We start from the raw sequence: 20,963 nt of genomic DNA, 5'->3' as shown, positions 1-20,963 counted from the left end.
TGCATGCCGCATTTCACGATTGAATACTCCGCCAATCTCGACGGCCTCGTCGACATGGGCGCGACCGTCGAACTGGTCCGCAAGGCCGCGGTCGAGACCGGCATCTTCCCGCTCGGCGGCATCCGCGTGCGCGCCATCAGATGCGAGCACTACGCGATCGCCGACGGCCGCAAGAATTACGGCTTCCTCGACATGGTGCTGCGGCTGGGCGAAGGCCGCGACCTCGCCGCGCGCAAGAAGGCCGGCGAGCACATCTTCAAGGCGCTGTCGGCCCATCTCGATCCGGTATTCGCCAACAGCAAGTTCGCCCTGTCGTTCGACATGCAGATCAACGACAAGGAAACGAGCTGGAAACGCAACAACATCCACGACGCACTGAAGGTGGAGACGGTCAATGGATAAAGCCACCCCGACATCCACAGCCGACGTGTTCCAGGCCAACCGCGATCGCGCCGGTCCGTTGCTTGCGAAATTAAAAGCCGAAGGCATCGGCCATGTGATCGACGGCAGGGTCGTGCCGGCGGTCTCCGGCCAGACTTTTGAGACGAAATCGCCGATCGATGGCTCGGTACTGGCGACGGTCGCACGTGGCAATGCGGACGATATCGACCGCGCGACAACCGCTGCGTTCAAGGCCTTCAAGGCCTGGCGCGACATGCCGGCGGTACAGCGGCGCAAGCTGCTGCATCGCGTTGCGGACGCGATCGAGGAGCGCGCCGACGACATCGCCGTGCTCGAATGCATCGACACCGGCCAGGCACACCGCTTCATGGCCAAGGCCGCGATCCGCGCCGCCGAGAATTTCCGATTCTTCGCCGACAAATGCGGCGAGGCCCGCGATGGCCTCAACACACCCTCGGACGAGCACTGGAACATCTCGACCCGCGTGCCGATCGGCCCGGTCGGCGTGATCACGCCGTGGAACACGCCGTTCATGCTCTCGACCTGGAAGATCGCGCCCGCGCTCGCTGCCGGCTGCACCGTGGTACACAAGCCGGCGGAATGGTCGCCGGTGACCGCCGACCTCCTGGTCAGGCTGGCCAAGCAGGCCGGCCTGCCGGACGGCGTGTTCAACACCGTGCACGGCTTCGGCGAGGACGCCGGCAAGGCGCTAACCGAGCACCCTGCCATCAAGGCGATCGGCTTCGTCGGCGAGAGCACGACGGGCTCGGCAATCATGGCGCAGGGTGCGCCGACCCTGAAGCGCGTGCATTTCGAACTCGGCGGCAAGAACCCAGTGATCGTGTTCGACGATGCCGATCTCGACCGCGCGCTCGATGCCGTCATGTTCATGATCTACTCGCTCAACGGCGAGCGCTGCACCTCGTCGAGCCGCCTCCTGGTCCAGGAGAGCATCGCCGAAAAGTTCATCGAGAAGCTGACCGCGCGCGTGAAGGCACTCAAGGTCGGTCACCCCCTCGATCCGGCGACCGAGATCGGGCCGCTGATCCACGAACGGCACTTCGCCAAGGTCTGCAGCTATTTCGACGTCGCCAGGCAAGACGGCGCGACGATTGCGGTCGGCGGCAAGCCGCATGACGGTCCGGGCGGCGGGCACTATGTGCAGCCAACCCTCGTCACCGGCGCCAACGCGACCATGCGCGTGGCCCAGCAGGAGGTGTTCGGTCCGTTCCTGACCGTGATCCCGTTCCGCGACGAGGCCGACGCCATCGAGATCGCCAACGGCGTGCAGTACGGCCTCGCCGGCTATGTCTGGACCGGCGACGTGGGCCGCGCGCTGCGCGTCGCGGACGCGCTGGAAGCCGGCATGATCTGGCTCAACTCGGAAAACGTCCGCCACCTGCCGACCCCGTTCGGCGGCATGAAAGCCTCCGGCATCGGCCGCGACGGCGGCGACTACTCGTTCGACTTCTACATGGAAACCAAGCACGTCTCGCTCGCGCGCGGGACGCACAAGATCCAGAAACTGGGAATCTGATTGCACGAGGTTCCGGGGCGCGAAGCGAAGCCGGAACCTCGAGATTCCGGGTTCGATGCTGCGCATCGCCCCGGAATGACGGATAAAATTGAGGGAACACGCCATGCCAGTGCCGACACACGTCTTCGATCCGCCGTTCAACATCATCCGCTGCAGCCATGCCGTGCTCGACGTCACGGATCTGGAGAAGAGCGCCACCTTCTACGAGAAGACCGTCGGCCTCCATATCGAGGACCGCGACGACAAATCGGTGTATCTGCGCGCCAGCGAGGAGCACCAGCATCACTCGGTCGTGCTGCGCAAGGCGGCGAAGGCTGCCTGCAACCGCCTCGGTTTCAAGGTCGGCAATGACGGCGACCTCGACAAGGCGGCCGCCTTCTTCTCCGAGAACGGCATCGCCTACGCCTTCGTCGACCAGCCGTTCCAGGGCCGCACGCTGCAATTCACCGATCCGTTCGGCTTCCAGATCGAGCTCTATGCCACGATGGAGAAGCGCCCGCATCTGTTGCGGCGCTACGATCTCTACAAGGGCTGCCATCCGCAGCGGCTCGACCATTTCAATGTGTTCGCCGCCGAGGTGCAGGACACGGTCGACTTCTACGCCCGGCTCGGCTTCCGCCTCACCGAATATGCCGAGGAGGACGGCGACAACGGCCGCATCGCCGCCGCCTGGATGCATCGCAAGGGCAATGTCCATGACTTCGCCATCACCAACGGCCGTGGCCCGCGCCTGCACCACATCGCCTATTGGGTGCCGACCGCGATGAACATCGTGCATCTCTGCGACGTGATGGCCTCCTCCGGCTTTCTCGCGAACATCGAGCGCGGGCCAGGCCGGCACGGTATTTCGAACGCCTTCTTCCTCTACATTCGCGACCCCGACGGCCACCGCATCGAGCTCTACACCAGCGACTATTTCACCGGCGATCACGACCATGAGCCGCTGCGCTGGTCGCTGCGCGATCCGCGCCGCCAGACGCTGTGGGGCGCACCGGCGCCGCGCTCCTGGTTCGAGGAAGGCTCGACCTTCGCCGGCCACGCGGTGCGCGAGCCCCGCTTCGTCGCCGACGTGCTGGTCGCGGACTGAGGGGCTACCGATGTCAGCCCCTCGCCTCGCCACCTATTCCGTCAACGGCGCCACGCAATATGGCGCCGTCACCGACACCGGTATCGTCGACCTCTCGTCACGCTTCGCCAAGGACTATCCGACGCTGCGTGAGGCGATTGCCGCCGGCGCACTGACCAGGCTCGTGGAGGACGCCGCCAAGCGCGCGCCCGACCACGCGCTCGACGCAGTTGCCTGGCTGCCGCCGATCCTGGTGCCGGACAAGATCATCTGCATCGGCGTCAACTATCCCGACCGCAATGCCGAGTACAAGGACGGCTCGGATGCGCCGAAATATCCCAGCATGTTCCTGCGGGTGCCGCGTTCCTTCGTCGGCCACAACACGCCCGTCGTGCGGCCGCGCATCTCGCCGCAGCTCGACTATGAGGGCGAGCTGGTGCTGGTGATCGGCAAGGCCGGCCGGCATATCCCGGAGAGCGCCGCGCTCGATCACATCGCCGCGATCACGCTCTGCAATGAAGGCACCATCCGCGACTGGGTGCGCCACGCCAAATTCAACGTCACCCAGGGCAAGAACTTCGATTCCACCGGCAGTCTCGGCCCGTGGATCGTGCCTTACACCAGCGAGGCGCAGATCGCCGACATCCGGCTGATCACGCGAGTCAACGGCGAAGTCAGGCAGGACGACCGCACCTCGCGCTTGATCTTCGGCTTCCGCTACCTCATCAACTACATCTCGACCTTCACGACGCTGGTTCCCGGCGACATCATCGTCACGGGGACGCCGACCGGCGCAGGTGCGCGGTTCGATCCGCCGCGCTATCTGAAGCCCGGCGATGTCGTCGAAGTCGAGGCCGAAGGCGTCGGTATCTTGCGCAACGGCGTCGTCGACGAAGCCACCTAACCTCAGAGCAAGTGGACAGTGCCATGACCTCAACATCCGGCGGCGAAGCGATCGTCAACGGCCTCGTCGCCCACGGCGTCGACACCGTGTTCGGCCTGCCCGGCGCGCAGATCTACGGCCTGTTCGATGCCTTCCACCAGGCGCAGCTCAAGGTGATCGGCGCCCGGCATGAGCAGGCCTGCGGCTACATGGCGTTCGGCTATGCCCGCTCCTCTGGCAAGCCCGGCGTGTTCAGCGTCGTGCCCGGTCCCGGCGTGCTCAACGCCTCGGCGGCGCTGCTGACCGCATTCGGCTGCAACGAGCCGGTGCTGTGCCTGACCGGCCAGGTGCCGACCCAATTTCTCGGCAAGGGCCGCGGCCATCTGCACGAGATGCCGGACCAGCTTGCGACGCTGCGCACCTTCGTGAAATGGGCCGACCGGATCGAATATCCTGACAACGCGCCTGCGATGGTGTCGCACGCATTCCAGGAGATGCTGTCGGGCCGGCGCGGCCCGGCTTCGCTGGAGATGCCGTGGGACGTGTTCACCCAGCGCACCCAGGTTGCCCCCGTCAAGCCATTCGATCGATTGCCGGCGCCGCGGCCCGATCCGGACCGCATCAAGGCGGCCGCTGATCTGATCGCCGGCAGCAAGGCGCCGATGATTTTCGTCGGCAGTGGCGCCATCGAGGCCCGCGAGGAGATCCTCGAGCTGGCCGAGATGATCGACGCGCCGGTGGTCGCATTCCGCAGCGGCCGGGGCATTGTCTCCAATGCGCACGAACTCGGGCTCACCATGGCCGCGGCCTACAAGCTGTGGCCAAGGACCGACCTGATGATCGGCATCGGCACCCGCATGGAGCTGCCGACCATGTCGCGCTGGCCTTATCAGCCGGCCGGACTGAAATGCGTGCGGATCGACATCGACCCGGTCGAGCTGCGCCGCTGGCCGGCCGACGCCGGCGTGATCGCGGACGCCAAGGCTGGCACCGCCGACCTCATCGCGGCGGTGCGCAAAGCCGGCTACAGCAAGACCTCGGGCCGCCGCGCGGCGATCCGCGAGGCGACCGCGGCCGCCGAGCAGGAAATCCAGCGCATCCAGCCACAGATGGCCTATCTGAAGATCCTGCGCGAGGTGCTGCCCGCGAACGCCATCGTCACCGACGAGCTGTCGCAGGTCGGCTTCGCCTCCTGGTACGGCTTTCCGATCTACGAGCCGCGCACCTTCGTCACCTCGGGCTATCAGGGCACGCTCGGCTCGGGCTTCCCGACCGCGCTCGGCGCGAAGGTCGCCAACCCGAATAAGCCGGTGGTCGCGATCACCGGCGACGGCGGTTTCATGTTCGGCGTGCAGGAGCTCGCCACCGCCGTGCAGTTCAAGATCGGCGTGGTGACCTTGGTGTTCAACAACAACGCCTATGGCAATGTCCGCCGCGACCAGCGCGAGCGCTTCGACGGCCGTGTCGTCGCCTCCGATTTGGTCAACCCCGATTTCGTCAAGCTCGCGGAGTCCTTTGGCGTCGGCGCCGCGCGCGTCACCTCGCCCGATCATTTCCGCCCCGTGCTGGAGAAGGCGCTGGCCGATGGCGGGCCCTACGTGATCTCGGTGGAAGTGCCGACGGATTCCGAAGTCTCGCCCTGGGCGTTCATCCATCCGGCGAGGAACAACTAGAGCGTTTTCGAGCGAAGTGGACACCGGTTCGCGTGAAGAAACCGCGTCAAAACAAGAATCTAGAGCTTTGGTTCCGATTCAGTCAGAACCAAAGCTCTAGGCGCTCTCCAAGCCGCGTTGCAGCCGCGACGCGGCGATCACCAGCAGGCCGGCGCCGGCGACCGACCAGCAGGCGACCGGCGCCCAGTGCACCAGCGGCGCATAGTCGGGTATCTTCTGCAGGCCGCCGGCCACCGCTGCCATCCGCGCAAAGGTCGCGAGCGCCAGCGCCGAGAACACGAGGCCCGTGACCTTGCCTTCGGCGCCGGTCTCCCCGATCGCAAGCGCTGCGGACACCGCGCTCATCAGCATGCAGCCCCAGGCCGCTCCCGCCATGAACTGCGCCACGATCAGGACGTTGAGGCTGCCGGCAATCTCCGCCGCGACGATGGCGAACGCACCGAGTAGTCCGGCTGCGCCCATCACAATCAGGCCGCCGCGATGCTTGACGACAATGCTCGCCGGAAACATCGCGATGTTGAAACCGATCCAGAACACCGGCATCAGCCATTGCAGATTGTCCGGCCTGGCAAAACGCAAATAGAACGGGACGCTGTTGATGTTGAAGTGCAGCTGATAGCCGAGCGACAGCAGCACCATCGATCCGATCAGGAACATCGGCACCGCCCCGAGCCGCTTGGCCGGTGCCGCAAGCCGCTCGGGCTGCACCTCCTCGGCGATGCGGCGCTCGATCCCTGAGAACGCGAACGCAGTCAGCAGCAGCACGGCGCCGGACAGCACAAATGGCAGCCGCGCGTCATGATCGCGCAGCACGACCCCGAGATAGGGCGAGACCGCACCGGCAATGCCGTAGCCCAGCATCGCGAGCGCGGCGAGGAACGGGACCGAGGGTTGCGCGCGATACTTGCCGAGCAGCGTCAGTGGCGGCGCGCGCAAGGCCGATGATGTGACAGCCCAGATCACGATCAGCGCGATCAGCCAGACCTTCGCGCCAGGCCCGGTCCCGGCCACGTAAGGCAGCGCGACGAAGGCGACGCAGGAGATCGCGGCAAGGATGCCGACGAACAGGCCGAGACGGCCGACCAGGCTCGCAATCCTGTCGGCGGCCATGCCCATCGCGGTGTCGGTGACGGTGAAGATGCCTTGGTCCATCATCAGGATCAGGATGACGGTCGACGGCGCGATGCCGACATCGGCGCACAGCTTGGGCAGATAGATCAGGTAGGTGGTCCAGCCCAGCGTGAACACGAGCTGCAGGACGGCGAGATAGACGCCGGTGCGATTGACCGCGCGGTCGGCCTGGGTGGTCATACGCGAAGTCTAGACCAGCTCTCCCATTTGCGGGAGGCCTTTAGCCTGACTGAAGCGAGGAGGCAAAGGTACGAGCTGCCAAAAATATCGAAAACAACCCCATGCAAAGCAGCAGACGTTCCGCCGGTACTCGGAAAAGCGCTTGACGCGTCGGGCAACTCAATTGTATATTTCCATTATTCCGAAATAGTGCAGCCACCTGCCGCCGCGCAATAGCTAGCGCACCTTGCGGAAAGTCAAATTGATGCGCTGGCGGCCGAGCACGCTGTGCTCACCATCAGCGAGCGCCGCGACGCCGTGATAAAATAGCCGTGACGGCCCGCCCCACACCGCAACGTCGCCATGTTCGAGCCGGTAGCGGCGTGTCGCTGCGCTTCAGGCCACCGAACAGGAAGATCGCCGGCAGCCCGAGCGAAATCGAAACGATCGGTGCGCCGTAGTCGAGCTCGTCCTTGTCCTGATGCAGCGACAATTTTGCGCCGGAGACATAGCGATTGATCAGGCAGGCCTCTGGCGCGAAGCCGTTGAAGCCGGCCTCGGCGGCGGCGCCGGCGGCGAGCCTGCGCAACACCTCCGGCATTTCAGGCCAGGGCTGTCCCGAGTCAGGATCGATTGGATCATAACGATAGCCGCTGGGATCGGAGACCCAGCCGACGCTGCCGCAATTGGTCATCGCGACCGACATCCGGTGGCCGCCCGGCGTGATCAGATGCCGGAACGGCGCCTGCCTGACGATGATGCGCAAGGCCGGGATCAGCTCGGCCTCGAACGGCCGGACAAAGCCGCGCAACAGCACCGCGCCGTCCGCGATGGTCTCGCGCGGCGGCCGGGCATCGCCAATGGTCTCGAACAAATCAGCAGCCACGCCTCTCTCGCACTCACTTTGCATCGTGGAAGATCACGCCAACGGTGTGGCGATGGCCGGACCTGATCCGGCTGACGCCATGGCGCAGATTGACACGATAAGGCCCGCGCGTGCCCTGCACCGGACGATGATGCACGGCAAACGCTACCGCATCGCCCTTGGTCAGCGGCACCACCTCGGGCCGCGACTGCATCCGCGGCCGCTGCTCGGTCAGCACGAACTCGCCGCCGGTGAAATCGCGCCCCGGCTGCGACAGCAGGATCGCGACCTGGATCGGGAATACGTGCTCGCCATAGAGATCCTGGTGCAGGCAGTTGTAGTCGTCCTCGCCATATTGCAGCAGCAGCGGCGTCAGCCTGGTCTGCCCGGCATCATGGCAGCGCTTCAAGAACGCCGCATGCGACGGCGGATAGCTGATCTCGATCCCCATCGTCTCGTTCCAGCGATTGGCGGTCGCGGTCAGCCGCGCATACAGCGCCGGCCGCAGCTCCGCGATCAGGTCTGGCAGCGGATAGGAGAAATATTTGTACTCGCCGCGGCCGAAGCCGTGGCGGCCCATCACGACCCGGCTGCGGAACCGGCTGTCGTCGGGATAGAGCGCGGCGACGTCATCGCATTCCTCCGGCGTCAGCAGGCCGCCAAGGACGGCGCAGCCCTGTCCGTCGAGGTCGGTGGTGATCTGGTCCCAGTCGAGCGCGTCAACGCGGGTGGGAATGCTGGAGGTCGGGCGAGTGATGGTTTTGGCTGTTGCTGTCATGCGAGGGAATCTGGCCCTTGAGCGCAGCTGGCGCCACCCGATTTCCGATCCAAATATGCCGAGAACGCCGCCACAATCACGGCGTCGTCCCTGCGAAAGCAGGGACCCATATGTGGACGGCCCCCGTGGCACAAGAGCTTTCTGGGATTGGTCGGATCGCTGTCATCCATATGTCCGGCCTGTTTGATGCGATCGTGTTGATCGCTGGGCCAAGATGGTTTCCGCGACGCGAGTGCCAAACAACCTGGCGACCTTGTGAAGGCCAATGGGTCCCGCGGCTTGTCTCGCGTTCTGGATCGATCGATCATTCCATCTGCTCTTGCAGCTCCGGTTCGTCCGGCGAGCGCTACGTCCGGCCGGCCGACTTGTTAGGTGACAGCGTTCATGCGTGCGGCATCATAGCTCTCGCCGGTCGCCATCAGCTTCCAGGCGATGCGGGCCACCTTGTTGGCGAGCGCCACGGCCGCAAGCTTCGGCGGCTTGCGCCTGAGCAACGCCACGAGCCAGCGCGAGGGGTGGCCGCGCCCGAGCCTTGCCTGCCGGATCACCGCGGTCGCCCCGGCCACGAGCAGGCGACGCAGGGTCTCGTCGCCAGCGCGGGTGATCTTGCCGAGCCTGGTTTTGCCGGCGGTGGAATGGTCCTTGGGCGTCAGGCCGAGCCAGGCCGCGAACAAGCGGCCGGAGCGGAAGGCGTGCGGGTCCGGCGTCTTCATCACAAGCGAGGTCGCGATGATCGGACCGACCGAGGGGATCTGGGCCAGACGACGGCTTGTGGCGTTGGCCTGGTGCCAGGCCAGCAGCCTGGCCTCGACCGCCTTCAGCTCACCCTGCAACTGCGCATAGTCACGGCCCTGCATGGCGAACAGCTCGCGCGCCATAGCGGGAACGCTCTCGTCCTGCGTGATCCGGGCCAACAGCGGCTCGATCTTGTCCAACCCCTTCGGCGCGATCAGGCCAAACTCCGCCGCGTAGCCGCGGATCGCATTGCTGAGCTGGGTACGGCGGCCGATCAGCCCATCGCGGACACCTGCAAGCATCAGCGCGGCCTGCTGTTCGGCGCTCTTCACCGGCACAAACCGCATCCGCGGTCGGCCCATCGCTTCGCACACCCCATCCGCATCTCGCCCGTCGTTCTTGTTCCGCAGCACATAAGGCTTCACCAACTGCGGCGCTATCAGCTTCACCTCATGGCCAAGCTTGCCAAGCTCGCGCCCCCAGTAATGAGCCGCCCCGCAGGCCTCCATCCCGATCACGGTCGGCGGAAGCTTGGCAAAAAACTCAAGCACCTGCTTGCGCGACAGCTTCTTGCGCAACACCGGCTGTTCCGCCGCGTCAACTCCATGCAGCACAAAAATATGCTTCGACGTATCCATCCCAATACGGATAATCTCTCTCACGGACGGTCTCCTTGTCTGAGATTTACAACAACCTCATTCTGGCACACTGATGCCGTAGGGGGCCGTCCACACCATCAACCACAGGTGCTGGTTGTGAGAAGGCCGTCTGGCCGCGTGCCCTTTGCGAAAGCCGCGGCGTACGGGTCCCTGCTTTCGAAGGGACGGCGCGCGGAGGAAGTGCTGACTAGCTTTCGCCGGGACGACGCGCGGAGAGAGTGTTAGCCGACATTTTCTGGCACGACTTGCGGCGAAATCAGCCCCTGACCGGTAGCGTCACCACGTCGTAGCCGTGGCTGATCTTCCGCTTCAGCACGGGATCTTCCAGTTCGAACTCGAAGCGGCTGGCGGGGCGGATGCCGCCCTTGGCCGCGAAGGTGCCGCCGAACATGGCGCAGCCGTCGGGCAGCGCGCCCTTGTCGAAGCCGCGCGCGATCAGGTCCTTCACCGGCAGCATGTGATCGAGTGTGCCCTCCTGGTAGAGCACGCGCTGACCGCCGATCACGGCCCATGAGCGCAGGATGAGCTGGTCCCAATGATCGATGACGTCCTCGAGCTCCCAGAGTTCAGCCGCCATCGGCTTGTCGCACATCTGCTTCGACACCGTGACGCTGTAGCTCTCGACCTTGCGGTCGGTATGGTCGGAGCCGCAGCCGACGAAGATGCGGCCCTGCCAGCCGATCAGCACGAACTCGACCTCGCCGCTCGAATCCTCGCCGCAGACCTCGATCGTGTCGGCAAAGGTCAGCCGGCGCGCCGAGCAGCGGTAATAGATCGGCGTCGTCGCGGGCCGCGCGATGCCGAGCGCTTCGAGCTCGGCGATGTGCTTGTCGCGCGCCACCGGATCGCGGCCGGTCCAGCCGGCGATCACGGCCTGTTTGATTTCGAGCGTGAGCGGCGTGGCGACGCCCTTGTCATCGACATTGAAGGTGAGATCAAACACGGATGACAGTCTCCATTCCGGCGGCAAGCTCGAAGATGCGGCGATCCGAACCGCCCGCGGCGGCGAGCATCAGGCCGACCGGTGCCTCGCCCTCGCGATGCGCGGGCAGCGAGATGGCGCAGCCGTCGAGCACGTTGATCAGCGAGGGATTGCGCAGCGCGCGCAAATTCTCCGTGGCGAATGCCTTGTCATCGGCGAGGCTCGCAATGGTCGGCGGCAGGTTCGCCGTGGTCGGCAGCACCATTGAGTCGTAGGGCGCGATGCGCGCCTCGGTCCGGGCGATGAAGGAGCGGCGCGCATTGATGAGGTCGATATAGTCGGCCGCCAGAAAGCCCTCGCCGCGCTGGATCCGCACCGCGACGCGGGGATCGTAGATGTCGCCCTTGCTGGCCAGCAGGAAGCGGTGCCAGGCATAGCTCTCGGCCGCGGAAAACCCGCCCTTGGTGTTCATCACGCCGACATCGAGCAGTTCGGGCACCTCGATCCGCTCGATCAAGGCGCCGGCGCGCGACAGCGCCGCCAGCGCGCGCTCAAAGGTCTTTGCGACGGCATCGTCGAGGTCATCGAGCACGACCGTGGTCGGCACCGCGAGCCGCATGCCCTTCACCGGCCGCGGGGTGACCGGCGTCACCGGCTCGTCGGCCAGCACCGCATCGAGCGCGGCGCAGCAGGCGACTGAATTGGCCAGCGGGCCGTAGCTGTCGAGCGTGAACGACAGCGGCACGCCGCCATCGAGCGGAATCCGGCGCTGCGTCGGCTTGTAGCCCACGATGCCGTTGAAGGCGGCTGGAATCCGGCAGGAGCCGCCGGTGTCGGTGCCGAGCGCGCCGAACGCCATGCCGTCGGCGATCGAGACCGCGGCGCCCGAGGACGAGCCGCCGGGCACATGGCCGACGCTCCGGTTCCAGGCGCTCTTCGGCGTGCCGTAATGCGGATTGATGCCGATGCCCGAATAGGCGAACTCGGTCATGTTGGTGCGGCCGATCACGATGAAGCCGGCGCGCTTGAGCCGCGCCACCGCAGGCGCATCGGCATCCGCCGGCGCGGAATCATCCAGCGCCCGGGAGCCTGCGCGCGTCACCTGCCCCTTGATGTCGAACAGGTCCTTGATCGAGACCGGAACGCCGGCAAAGGGCGACGGCGCGGCGTTGGCCTTGCGCAGCCGGTCCATGGCGTCGGCGGCCTCCAGCGCGGCGTCGCGGTCGACGTGGATGAAGGTGCGCTGGCCCTCGCCTGCCGGATCGGCAATCCTGGCGATGCATCGCTCGACGAGCTTGCGGGCGGAGGTCGCGCCGCTGGCGAGGTCGGCGGCAAGGGAGGCGAGTGTCGGATTCTTGGGCATGGCTTTCACTTTACGGCTTGCTGGCTGGCAATTCAAAAAATCTTGCAGCTGATTGTCGCGCGAACCGACGCCGATTTCCAGACCGGTGCGCCGGCATCACTTCAGCCCGAAATAGGCCCGGTGCAGCTCTTCATTGCCGCTCATCTCGGCAACCGTGCCGGAGAAGCGGATCCGGCCGCCTTCTAGCACGAACACGCGGGTGGCAATCTCTAGGAAACCGATATTTTGCTCGGCGATCAAGAGCGCCAAGCCGCGGCCCTGCAGACTCGACAAGGCGCGAAGCACCTCCTTGACGAACAGCGGCGACAGCCCCGCCGAAGGCTCGTCCATGACCAGCAGCTTCGGCTCGGCCGACAGCGCCTTGGCGATGCCCAGCATCTTGCGTTGACCGCCGGACAGGCTGGAGGCCGGGTCGCGGCGCTTGTCGCGCAGCACCGGAAACAGGCCGTACAGTTCGTCGACCCGCGCGCCCGGATTGGCATGGCCGAGCGCCTGCGCGCCGACACGGATGTTCTCCTCAATCGATAGATCGGGGAATACCGCGAGCTCCGACATGTAGGTCATGCCGCGCTTCATGCGATCCGAAGATCGCATCTTGGTGATGTCTTCGCCGCCGAGCTTGATGTGGCCGCTGCGGGCTTCGATCAGGCCGACCAGCGACTTCAGGAAGGTGGTCTTGCCCGCGCCATTGGCGCCGAGCAGCAGCACGGTCTCGCCGGGGCGGACGTCGAGATCGACGCCCCACAACACCTGCATGGTGCCGTAGCCGGCATCAACGCCCTTGGCGTCCAGAAGCGGCGCTGCATCAGTGGGCATGCTCGCCTCCCAGGAACACCTCGATCACCTGCGGCTCGCGCACCGCGGTCGCGAGCGTGCCCTCGAATATCTCCTTGCCTGCATTGAGCACGATGACGCGGTCGGTGATCTGCTCGATGAAGCCCATCAGATGCTCCACCACGATGATCGCCATGCCGGTTGCAGCCAAGGCCTTGATGCGGCCGGCGATCCAGTCGAGCTCCGCTGGGTTGAGACCGGCGGCGAGCTCGTCGAGCAGCAACAAGCGTGGCCGCGTGGCGAGCGCGCGGGTCAGATCGAGCATCTTCTGCTGCGCGCTGTTGAGATCGGCCGCCGGACGGTCGGCGACTTCCTTGAGCCGGTATTCGTCGAGCAGTTCGGCGATCGACGGCGGCGTACCGGTCGCGCCGCCATAGGCCAGCGCCACCTGGATGTTCTCGCGTACCGTGAGCGACAGGAACGGCTTCGGCACCTGGAAGGTACGATTGATGCCGCGGTGAACCAGCTTGTGCGAGGCGATGCCGCCGGAGGACGCGCCGTCGAACACGACCTCACCGCCGTCAGGCGCATAAAGGCCGGAGATCACGTTGATCGCCGTGGTCTTGCCGGAACCGTTCGGACCAACGAGGCCGAGGATCTCGCCCGGCACCACATGGAAGCTTAGGCCATCGAGCGCGTGGAAGCCGCCGAAGCGCTTGACCAGCTTCGAGACCTTGAGGATGGAGTTTTGCTCAGGGGACATGCCACCCCCTGCGCGTTGCCAGCGACACCAGCCCTGCAGGCAGGAACAAAACCAATCCCATGATCAGGAGCCCGTAGATCAGCTGGAAATATTGCGGCGTGGTGAAGCCGATCAGATTGTAGATGCCGTAGAGGATCAGCACGCCGACGATCGGTCCGGTGATGGTGGCGACGCCACCGAACAGCGCGAACACGATCGCGAAGATGCTGAACTCGCCGGAGAACACGTTGTCCGGATAGAACACCGAGACGTACCAGGCGTAGATGCCGCCGGCGAGGCCGGCGACCAGCGCCGAGGCGAGCCAGGCGATCACCCGCATCTTGATGATGTCGACGCCGGCCATCGAGGCCGACACCGCATCCTCGCGCACGGCCTGCAGCGCCAGGCCGAACGATGAGTTCTTGAGATAGACCACCGCGCCAACCGTCAGCGCCATCACGACAACGGCCGCATAATAGGCATGGCTCGGGTTGAAAGTGCCGGTCAGCGACACGCCGTAGGGGCCCTTGGTGATCCCCTCCAGCGCCGGGTTGGCGACGAAGTGCAGCACCGCGAGCGAGGCTGCGAGATTGGCGATCGCAAAATACGCACCCGACAGCCGCAGCAGCGGCGTCAGCAACAGGCCAAGCGCAACCGCGACGGCGCCGCCGACCAGCACGGCCAGCGGCGCCGGCGTCTGCAGATGCATCACCATGATCGCGAAGCCGTAGGCCCCGGCGCCGAAGAAGCCGACATAGCCGAACGGCAGATAGCCGGTGAAGCCATAGATGATGTTCACGCCTTGCGCGAGGATCAGGAAGATCACGAAGTTGAACAGCAGCAGATGGTTTTGATAGACGCCGGGCAGCAGGGCGAACACCACCACCAGCGGCGCCAGGATGAACAGCAGGTGTTTCGAGGCGTTATGCAACGCGCACCCGCCTTCCGAGCAGACCGCTCGGGCGCAACAACAGGATCACGATCAGCAACACATAGGGCAAGAGGTCGGCCCAGGAACTGAGATAGGTTTGCACCAGCATGTAGCAGAGGCCATAGACGACGCCGCCGAGCGCGGTGCCCAGCGGGTTGCCGAGCGAGCCGAGCACGACGATCGCAAACGACGTCACCGTGGCATCGGCGCCGAAGGCCGGCGTCACCGAGCCGAACATGAAGGGTGCGAACACGCCGGCAACCGCGGCGATACCGAGCCCGATGCCGAACGCCGCCGCCGAGACGCGATCGACATCGATGCCGGTCGCCAGGGCCTCGTCGCGCCGTGACATCACCGCACGGGTCAAGGTGCCAAGCCTTGTGTGGTAGAGATAGAGGTACACCAGCGCGATCGCGACGAGGCTGGTGCAGGCCGCGATCACCCAGGGCGCGGGAAAGCCCTGGCCGAAGATCTGGATCGGCCCTGCCCCGCCGGCCTTGCCGCCGAACCACTTGACCTTGATGGTCGTGAACACGGTGCCGAGCAGCCGGCTCTGGATCGAGCGCTCGCTGGTGCCGGCGAAGATCGTGGTGACGGCTTCAATCACCTGCGACAGGCCGAAGAACAGGATGATCGACAGCATTTCCGGGTTGGCCGAGCCCTGCAGGCGCGGCACCAGTACCCAGTAAAGCAGCACGCCCGCCAGCACGAACACCATAAAGGCGAGCGGCACCGCGAACAGCGGGTCGATGCCGGCAATGCCGACCACGCCGAGCGCGATGAAGGCGCCGAGCATCAGGATGTCGCCATGCGCAAGGTTGACGATGCGCATGACGCCGAACACGAGGTTGAGGCCGATGCCGACCAGGCTGAAATACAGCCCGAACAGCACGCCGGCAACGAGCGCATAGGTCATGCTATCGCTCACCGCCGAAGGTTACGCCTGCCGCACTCACCTGCATCACGGCGCCGGATAGATCGGCTTGCCGGTGGCGGTCTCGTGCGGATAGATCGAGACGAACTTGATGTGATCGTGCTCGTCGACCGTGAGCTGGCCGAGCGGCGTCAACTCGCCGATCTGGCCGCCGGTCTCATCCAGCGCGAAGGTGCCGTCCAGGGTCTTGAGCTGGCCGCTGAGCGAGAACACCGCGCGGCGCAGCTCCATCTGCTCGAGGCTGGTCGCAACCGACAGCGTCTTCTCGATCACCAGCGCGGTGGTGTAGCCCGCCACCGCGTTGAAGCCGAACTCCATCTTGCCGTCGTTGTACTTCTTCAGCCAGGCGGTGCGGAAATCCTTCATGGTCATCCCGAAATTGACGGGGTAGTCCAGCTCGGACGGCGGCACATAGGTCCAAACGTGCTCGAGGCCCTTGGCGCCCACGTTCTTCTCCAGCAGCTCGGTCTCGAGACCGGCATAGATCGCGAACAGCATCTTGAACTTGGTGCCGACGTCCTGGACGTTGCGCAGGAAGGCGATGTCGTTCGGCGCGTAGCCGAAATGGATCACCGCGTCGGGATTGGTGTTGCTGATGTTGTTGATGATGACGTTGTAATTGGTGGTCTCGGTCGGGACGCCCTGGTCGTAGACGATCTCGATCGGCGCGCCGGACTCCTTGACGAACTTGCGGAACGCGTTGGCCTGGGTGCCCGTGAACTCGTTGGTCGCGTAGAGGATGGCGATCTTCTTGATGCCGAGGCCCGGGCCGTCATGGCTGATGAAGTCAGCCACCGGCTTCGGCCAGACCGTCGACACCGGATCGGCCATCAGCGCGATGTAGGGATTGTCCTTGGAGAAGAAGCTCGCGCCGGTGCCGGTCTGGTCGAACAGGAACATCTTGTGGTCGCGCGCGATCGCGACCGCGGGCGCCGTCAGGACCGATCCGGAATCGGCGACCAAAAGATCGACCTTATCCTGGGTGACGAGCTGATTATAAAGCGTCGAGGCGGTCGCGGTGTTGCTCTGGTCGTCATAGGAGACGAGCTTGATCGGGATCTTCTTGTCGAACGCCTTCACGAACACGCCACCCTCGGCGTTCTTCTGCTCGACCCACAATTTGAGCGAGCTGTAGACCGGCATCGAGATCGAGGCGTAGCGCCCCGAGGACGCGTAGAGCGTGCCGATCTTGATCTCCGACGGTGCGTCGGCGGCCATCGCCTGCGTGGCAAATGCGAGGCTGCCAGCGAGTGCCGCGCCGATGATCCTCAGCATGATATTATTCCTCCCGGGTATCTTGGACGTCTTGTGGACCGGTCTTCGACGCATCTTGGACCGCGGCCCTTCTACGCGCCGGACCGGAGCGACACAAGCATCGCGGCCTTAGCAATTGTGCGAGGGGCGGAATATGCGGCATGCGCGGGACACAGGCCGCTGCGCGGGGCATGGATGGACCGTTGACGGCCGTTGGTCCGATGGCGCATCAAGACTGTAACGATTTCGGGAGGAGACATCCGACATGGCCGAGCCCGCGCGCGCGAAACCAAAACCGACACCTGAGACCCAGCATTTCTGGGACGGCACCAAGGCCGGCGAGCTGCGCCTGCAGCGCTGTGACGCCTGCGCCAATGTCTACTTTCCGCCGCGGCCGTTCTGCCCCTACTGCGCCTCGCGCAAGGTCTCCGTCTTCAAGGCTACCGGCAAGGGCAAGCTCTACAGCTACGTCATCAACCATCGTCCCGCCGCCCCCGGCTTCACGCCGCCTTACGCGATCGCCATCGTCGAACTCGACGAAGGTCCGCGCATGATGAGCAACATCATCGATTGTCCGCAGACGCCGGAAGCGCTCGAGCTCGACATGAAGCTCGAGGTGGCCTTCGAGGCACTCGACGACAAGATCACCCTTCCTTTGTTCCGCCCGGCAAAGGGGTAACGCAATGCGCAGGAACCAGGTTGCCGTCGTCGGTGCGGCCGAAACCACCGAACTCGGGGTCATCCCGAACATGTCGCAGATCCAGCTGCACGCGGACGCGGCGCTGAATGCGATCGCGGATGCCGGCCTGAAACTGTCCGACATCGACGGCTTCGCCACCGCGGTCGAGACCCCGCAGCAGATGGCGCACTATCTCGGCATCACCCCGACCTGGGTCGACGGCACTTCGGTCGGCGGCTGCTCCTTCATGCTGCATGTCCGCCATGCCGCCGCGGCGATCGAGGCCGGCCTTTGCAAGACCGTGCTGATCACGCATGCCGAGAGCGGCAAGTCGATGATCGGCAAGCAGCCGCGCTTTACCGCACCCGACAGCCTGAACGGCCAGTTCGAGTCACCATTTGGCGTGTACGGACCGCCGAGCATGTTCCCGATTCCGGTACTGCGCTACATGAAGACGCACGGCATCACGCATGAGCAGCTCGCGATGGTCGCCGTCGTGCAGCGCGAATGGGCGGCGAAGAATCCGCGCGCGACTATGAAGGATCCGATCACGGTCGCCGACGTGCTGAACTCGCGGATGATCGCCTATCCGTTCCGGCTCTTGCAATGCTGCCTCGTCACCGACGGCGGCGGCGCGCTGATCCTCACCTCGGCCGATCGCGCCAAGGATTTCCCGCAAAAGCCGGTCTACATCCTCGGCACCGGCGAGAGCGTGGAAACGCCGATGGTCAGCCAGATGAAGACATTTGACTCATCGCGCGCCTTCAAGGTGGCGGGCCCGCTCGCCTTCAAGGAGGCCGGCATCGCCCATAAGGACGTCGACCACCTGATGATCTACGACGCCTTCGCGCATCTGCCGCTCTACGGCCTCGGCGATCTCGGCTTCATGCCGCATGAGGAAACCGGCAAGTTCATCGCCGACGGCAACACCCGACCCGGCGGCAAGCTGCCGCTCAACACCAATGGCGGCGGGCTGAGCTACATGCACTCCGGCATGTACGGCATGTACGCATTGCAGGAGAGCGTGCGGCAGATGCGCGGCATCGCGCCGGCGCAGGTGCCGAATGCGAAGATCTCGGTCTGCCACGGCGTCGGCGGCATGTTCGCCGCGAGTGGCACGATCATCTTTACGAACGAGAAGTAACCCAATCCGTCATTCCGGGGCGCGCAAAGCGCGAACCCGGAATCTCGAGATTCCGGGTCTGGTGCTTCGCACCATCCCGGAATGACGGACAGCAACAAGGAGAACCCACATGGCAAAATCACTGCAGGACAAAGTCATCATCGTCACCGGCGCGGGCCGCGGCATCGGCCGCGAAATTGCGCTGCTCTGCGCGGCGGAAGGCGCCAAGGTCGTGGTCAACGATCCCGGCGGCGCGGCCGACGGTGGCGGCTCGAGCGCGGCGCCCGCCGAGGAAGTGGTCGAGGAGATCAAGAAGCGCGGCGGTACCGCCGTCGCCAATTTCGAGTCGGTGGCGGAGGCCATTCCCGCCAGCAAGATCGTGAAGACCGCGACCGATCATTTCGGCCGGCTCGACGGCGTCGTCAACAATGCCGGCATCCTGCGCGACATGATCTTCCACAAGATGAGCGTGGAAGCCTTCGAGGCCGTCATCAAGGTGCATCTGATGGGCTCGTTCTATGTCAGCCACGCCGCGGCGCGTATCTACCGCGAGCAGGAATCAGGCTCGTTCGTGCACTTCACCTCGACCTCCGGCCTGATCGGCAATTACGGCCAGGCCAACTACGCCGCCGCCAAGCTCGGCATCGTCGGCCTGTCGAAATCGATCGCGCTCGACATGGGCCGCTTCAACGTACGCTCGAACTGCGTGTCGCCGTTCGCCTGGACCCGCATGATCGGCACCATCCCGACCGAGACCGACGCCGAGAAGGCGCGCGTCGAGAAGATCAAGCAGATGGGCCCGGAGAAGATCGCGCCGGTCTGCGCGTATCTGCTCTCGGACGCCGCCAAGGACGTCACCGGGCAGATCTTCGGCGTGCGCATGAACGAGATCTTCCTGTTCGGCCAGCATCGTCCGGTGCGCTCGGTTCATCGCGGCGAAGGCTGGACGCCCGAGACCATTGCCGAACACGGCATGCCGGCGCTGAAGGGATCTTTCGCCAAGCTCGACCGCTCGGCCGACGTCTTCACCTGGGATCCGATCTGACAGGTTTATGAAAAAGTCGCCTCGGCGAACGCCGTGCGCAATCGCGCACGAGGCCGGGGCGACACACTCTTTGGTAGTCTCTTCATAGCGCGCCCGCATTGTGCCCGAATTGCGGGCACATGATCGTTCTCCCGATAACAAAAAGCCTGGGAGGACTTTCGTGACAAATCCAAACAACACTGAACAACACGAGAGCGACGGCGCGAAGGCGTTCGACCGTCGAACCATCTTGCGCGGCGCAACCGCGCTTGCTGCAACTGCGATGGCTGCATCCGATGCTGCAGCGCGCGACTTCGGCCGCAACGCGGAGCCGCAGCGCTATCCCGATCCGGATATCGTCGTGATCGACGACAAGCGCTTCAAGGCCAAGGTCGGCAACACCGCGATCAAGCGGCTGTACACCGGCTGCCTCTGGGCGGAAGGTCCGGCCTGGAACGCGCAGGGCCAGTATCTGGTGTGGAGCGATATCCCGGCCAACCGGCAGTTGCGTTATCTCGACGATGACGGCCACATCTCCGAGCAGTTCCACAAGCCGTCGAACGAGGCCAACGGCTCGACCTTCGATTTCGAAGGCCGCCAGATCACGGCGGAGCGCACGCGGCTGGTGCGTTACGAGCACGACGGAACCGTCACCTCGTTGGCGGAGCAGGCCAATGGCAAGCAGCTCAACGGGCCGAACGACATGGTCGTGCATCCCAACGACAAGTCGATCTGGTTCACCGATCCCGGCTACGGCGCGGTCTCGATCTACGAGGGCCAGCGCGCCAACACCGGCTCGAACCAGCCCTACCAGAAGGAGGCTGTCTACCGCATCGACGCCGCGACCGGGCAGATCACCAAGGTTGCCGACGAACCGTTCAAGCCGAACGGCATCGCCTTCAGCCACGACTACAAGAAGGTCTATGTCTGCGACACCGGCATCACGCACTATCCGAACGCCAAGAACATCGTCTGGCAGTACGACCTCAACGGCGACAAGCTCTCCAACCCGCGCACGCTGATCGACATGACGCTGGACGGCAAGTCAGGCTTCCCCGACGGCATGCGTGTCGACATCGACGGCAACATCTGGGTCGGCGCCGGCTGGGTCGGACCGGGCTATGACGGCGTGCAGGTGTTCGCGCCCGACGGTGCGCGCATCGGCCAGATCCTGCTGCCGGAGACCTGCGCCAACCTCACCTTCGGCGGCAAGAAGCGCAGCCGCCTGTTCATGACCGCAAGCCAGTCGCTCTACGCGGTCTATGTCGAGACCAGAGGCGCGCATAATTGCTGAGGTAAACACGCTGTCGTCCCTGCTTTCGCCGGGAC

At 65.0% G+C, this 20,963-nt stretch carries 19 protein-coding genes and 1 pseudogene; 9 read left to right on the top strand and 11 right to left on the bottom strand.

Annotation, left to right across the window (positions count from 1 at the left end; translation table 11 throughout):
• The first annotated feature begins 3 nt into the window (after positions 1-3).
• The 5 genes from HU230_RS05225 to HU230_RS05205 all read left to right on the top strand — a co-directional run bounded on the left by HU230_RS05225 (position 4) and on the right by HU230_RS05205 (position 5,561).
• A complete protein-coding gene (locus HU230_RS05225; RefSeq protein WP_092125091.1) occupies positions 4-402 on the top strand; it encodes a 5-carboxymethyl-2-hydroxymuconate Delta-isomerase in 399 nt (132 codons plus the stop codon).
• On the top strand, positions 395-1,939 hold the full coding sequence (gene hpaE / locus HU230_RS05220) for a 5-carboxymethyl-2-hydroxymuconate semialdehyde dehydrogenase (protein WP_176532609.1): 1,545 nt from the start codon (positions 395-397) through the stop codon (positions 1,937-1,939). Before HU230_RS05225 ends, hpaE begins: the two co-directional genes overlap by 8 nt.
• A 103-nt stretch (positions 1,940-2,042) precedes the next feature.
• Entirely contained in the window at positions 2,043-3,026 is a 984-nt protein-coding gene (gene hpaD / locus HU230_RS05215) for a 3,4-dihydroxyphenylacetate 2,3-dioxygenase (protein ID WP_176532610.1), read from the top strand.
• 10 nt (positions 3,027-3,036) lie between these two features.
• Positions 3,037-3,909 carry a fumarylacetoacetate hydrolase family protein gene (locus HU230_RS05210; RefSeq protein ID WP_176532611.1) on the top strand — a complete coding sequence of 291 codons (873 nt, stop codon included), beginning with the start codon at positions 3,037-3,039 and terminating at the stop codon, positions 3,907-3,909.
• A 23-nt stretch (positions 3,910-3,932) separates the two neighbouring features.
• Positions 3,933-5,561, top strand: a complete 1,629-nt coding sequence (locus tag HU230_RS05205) for a thiamine pyrophosphate-dependent enzyme (RefSeq protein WP_176532612.1) — start codon at positions 3,933-3,935, stop codon at positions 5,559-5,561.
• A 96-nt stretch (positions 5,562-5,657) separates the two neighbouring features.
• On the opposite strand, the gene HU230_RS05200 is transcribed toward HU230_RS05205, so the two are convergent.
• From HU230_RS05200 to HU230_RS05150, 11 genes and pseudogenes are all read right to left on the bottom strand, one after another.
• The gene (locus tag HU230_RS05200) at positions 5,658-6,872 is read right to left on the bottom strand and encodes an MFS transporter (RefSeq protein WP_176532613.1); all 1,215 of its coding nucleotides are present in this window, start codon (positions 6,870-6,872) and stop codon (positions 5,658-5,660) included.
• 216 nt (positions 6,873-7,088) lie between these two features.
• A pseudogene (alkB, locus tag HU230_RS05195) lies at positions 7,089-7,737 on the bottom strand (DNA oxidative demethylase AlkB).
• A gap of 13 nt (positions 7,738-7,750) precedes the next feature.
• Positions 7,751-8,494 carry a 2OG-Fe(II) oxygenase gene (locus tag HU230_RS05190; RefSeq protein WP_176532614.1) on the bottom strand — a complete coding sequence of 248 codons (744 nt, stop codon included), beginning with the start codon at positions 8,492-8,494 and terminating at the stop codon, positions 7,751-7,753.
• A 368-nt stretch (positions 8,495-8,862) separates the two neighbouring features.
• Positions 8,863-9,891, bottom strand: a complete 1,029-nt coding sequence (locus tag HU230_RS05185; RefSeq protein ID WP_176528479.1) for an IS110 family RNA-guided transposase — start codon at positions 9,889-9,891, stop codon at positions 8,863-8,865.
• A gap of 253 nt (positions 9,892-10,144) precedes the next feature.
• Complete coding sequence (locus HU230_RS05180) at positions 10,145-10,831, bottom strand: DUF2848 domain-containing protein (protein WP_176532615.1); 687 nt, start codon at positions 10,829-10,831, stop codon at positions 10,145-10,147.
• Complete coding sequence (locus tag HU230_RS05175; protein ID WP_176532616.1) at positions 10,824-12,173, bottom strand: amidase; 1,350 nt, start codon at positions 12,171-12,173, stop codon at positions 10,824-10,826. The genes HU230_RS05180 and HU230_RS05175 overlap by 8 nt, the downstream gene beginning before the upstream one ends.
• A gap of 96 nt (positions 12,174-12,269) precedes the next feature.
• A complete protein-coding gene (locus HU230_RS05170; protein ID WP_176532617.1) occupies positions 12,270-12,989 on the bottom strand; it encodes an ABC transporter ATP-binding protein in 720 nt (239 codons plus the stop codon).
• Positions 12,979-13,710 (bottom strand): ABC transporter ATP-binding protein, encoded by a 732-nt coding sequence (locus tag HU230_RS05165; protein WP_176532618.1) that lies wholly within the window; start codon positions 13,708-13,710, stop codon positions 12,979-12,981. Before HU230_RS05165 ends, HU230_RS05170 begins: the two co-directional genes overlap by 11 nt.
• Positions 13,700-14,620 carry a branched-chain amino acid ABC transporter permease gene (locus HU230_RS05160; RefSeq protein ID WP_176532619.1) on the bottom strand — a complete coding sequence of 307 codons (921 nt, stop codon included), beginning with the start codon at positions 14,618-14,620 and terminating at the stop codon, positions 13,700-13,702. Before HU230_RS05160 ends, HU230_RS05165 begins: the two co-directional genes overlap by 11 nt.
• Positions 14,613-15,536, bottom strand: coding sequence for a branched-chain amino acid ABC transporter permease (locus HU230_RS05155; protein ID WP_092125078.1), 924 nt, complete (start codon positions 15,534-15,536; stop codon positions 14,613-14,615). Before HU230_RS05155 ends, HU230_RS05160 begins: the two co-directional genes overlap by 8 nt.
• Positions 15,537-15,581: 45 nt before the next feature.
• Positions 15,582-16,829, bottom strand: coding sequence for an amino acid ABC transporter substrate-binding protein (locus HU230_RS05150; RefSeq protein WP_176532620.1), 1,248 nt, complete (start codon positions 16,827-16,829; stop codon positions 15,582-15,584).
• Between the two features lie 244 nt (positions 16,830-17,073).
• Between HU230_RS05150 and HU230_RS05145 the strand changes: the two genes are divergently transcribed.
• The 4 genes from HU230_RS05145 to HU230_RS05130 all read left to right on the top strand — a co-directional run bounded on the left by HU230_RS05145 (position 17,074) and on the right by HU230_RS05130 (position 20,928).
• Complete coding sequence (locus HU230_RS05145) at positions 17,074-17,487, top strand: Zn-ribbon domain-containing OB-fold protein (protein WP_176532621.1); 414 nt, start codon at positions 17,074-17,076, stop codon at positions 17,485-17,487.
• 4 nt (positions 17,488-17,491) lie between these two features.
• Complete coding sequence (locus HU230_RS05140; protein ID WP_176532622.1) at positions 17,492-18,631, top strand: thiolase C-terminal domain-containing protein; 1,140 nt, start codon at positions 17,492-17,494, stop codon at positions 18,629-18,631.
• Positions 18,632-18,740: 109 nt separating this feature from the next.
• Positions 18,741-19,655 (top strand): SDR family oxidoreductase, encoded by a 915-nt coding sequence (locus HU230_RS05135; protein ID WP_028338734.1) that lies wholly within the window; start codon positions 18,741-18,743, stop codon positions 19,653-19,655.
• Between the two features lie 160 nt (positions 19,656-19,815).
• Positions 19,816-20,928 (top strand): SMP-30/gluconolactonase/LRE family protein, encoded by a 1,113-nt coding sequence (locus HU230_RS05130; protein WP_176532623.1) that lies wholly within the window; start codon positions 19,816-19,818, stop codon positions 20,926-20,928.
• The last annotated feature ends 35 nt before the right edge of the window (positions 20,929-20,963 follow it).

Origin of the sequence: Bradyrhizobium quebecense, from assembly GCF_013373795.3 — a bacterium.
Classification (GTDB): Bacteria; Pseudomonadota; Alphaproteobacteria; order Rhizobiales; family Xanthobacteraceae; genus Bradyrhizobium; species Bradyrhizobium quebecense.
The sequence above is the reverse complement of the archived record's forward strand: the minus strand, read 5'-3'. Positions and strand labels throughout refer to the sequence as shown.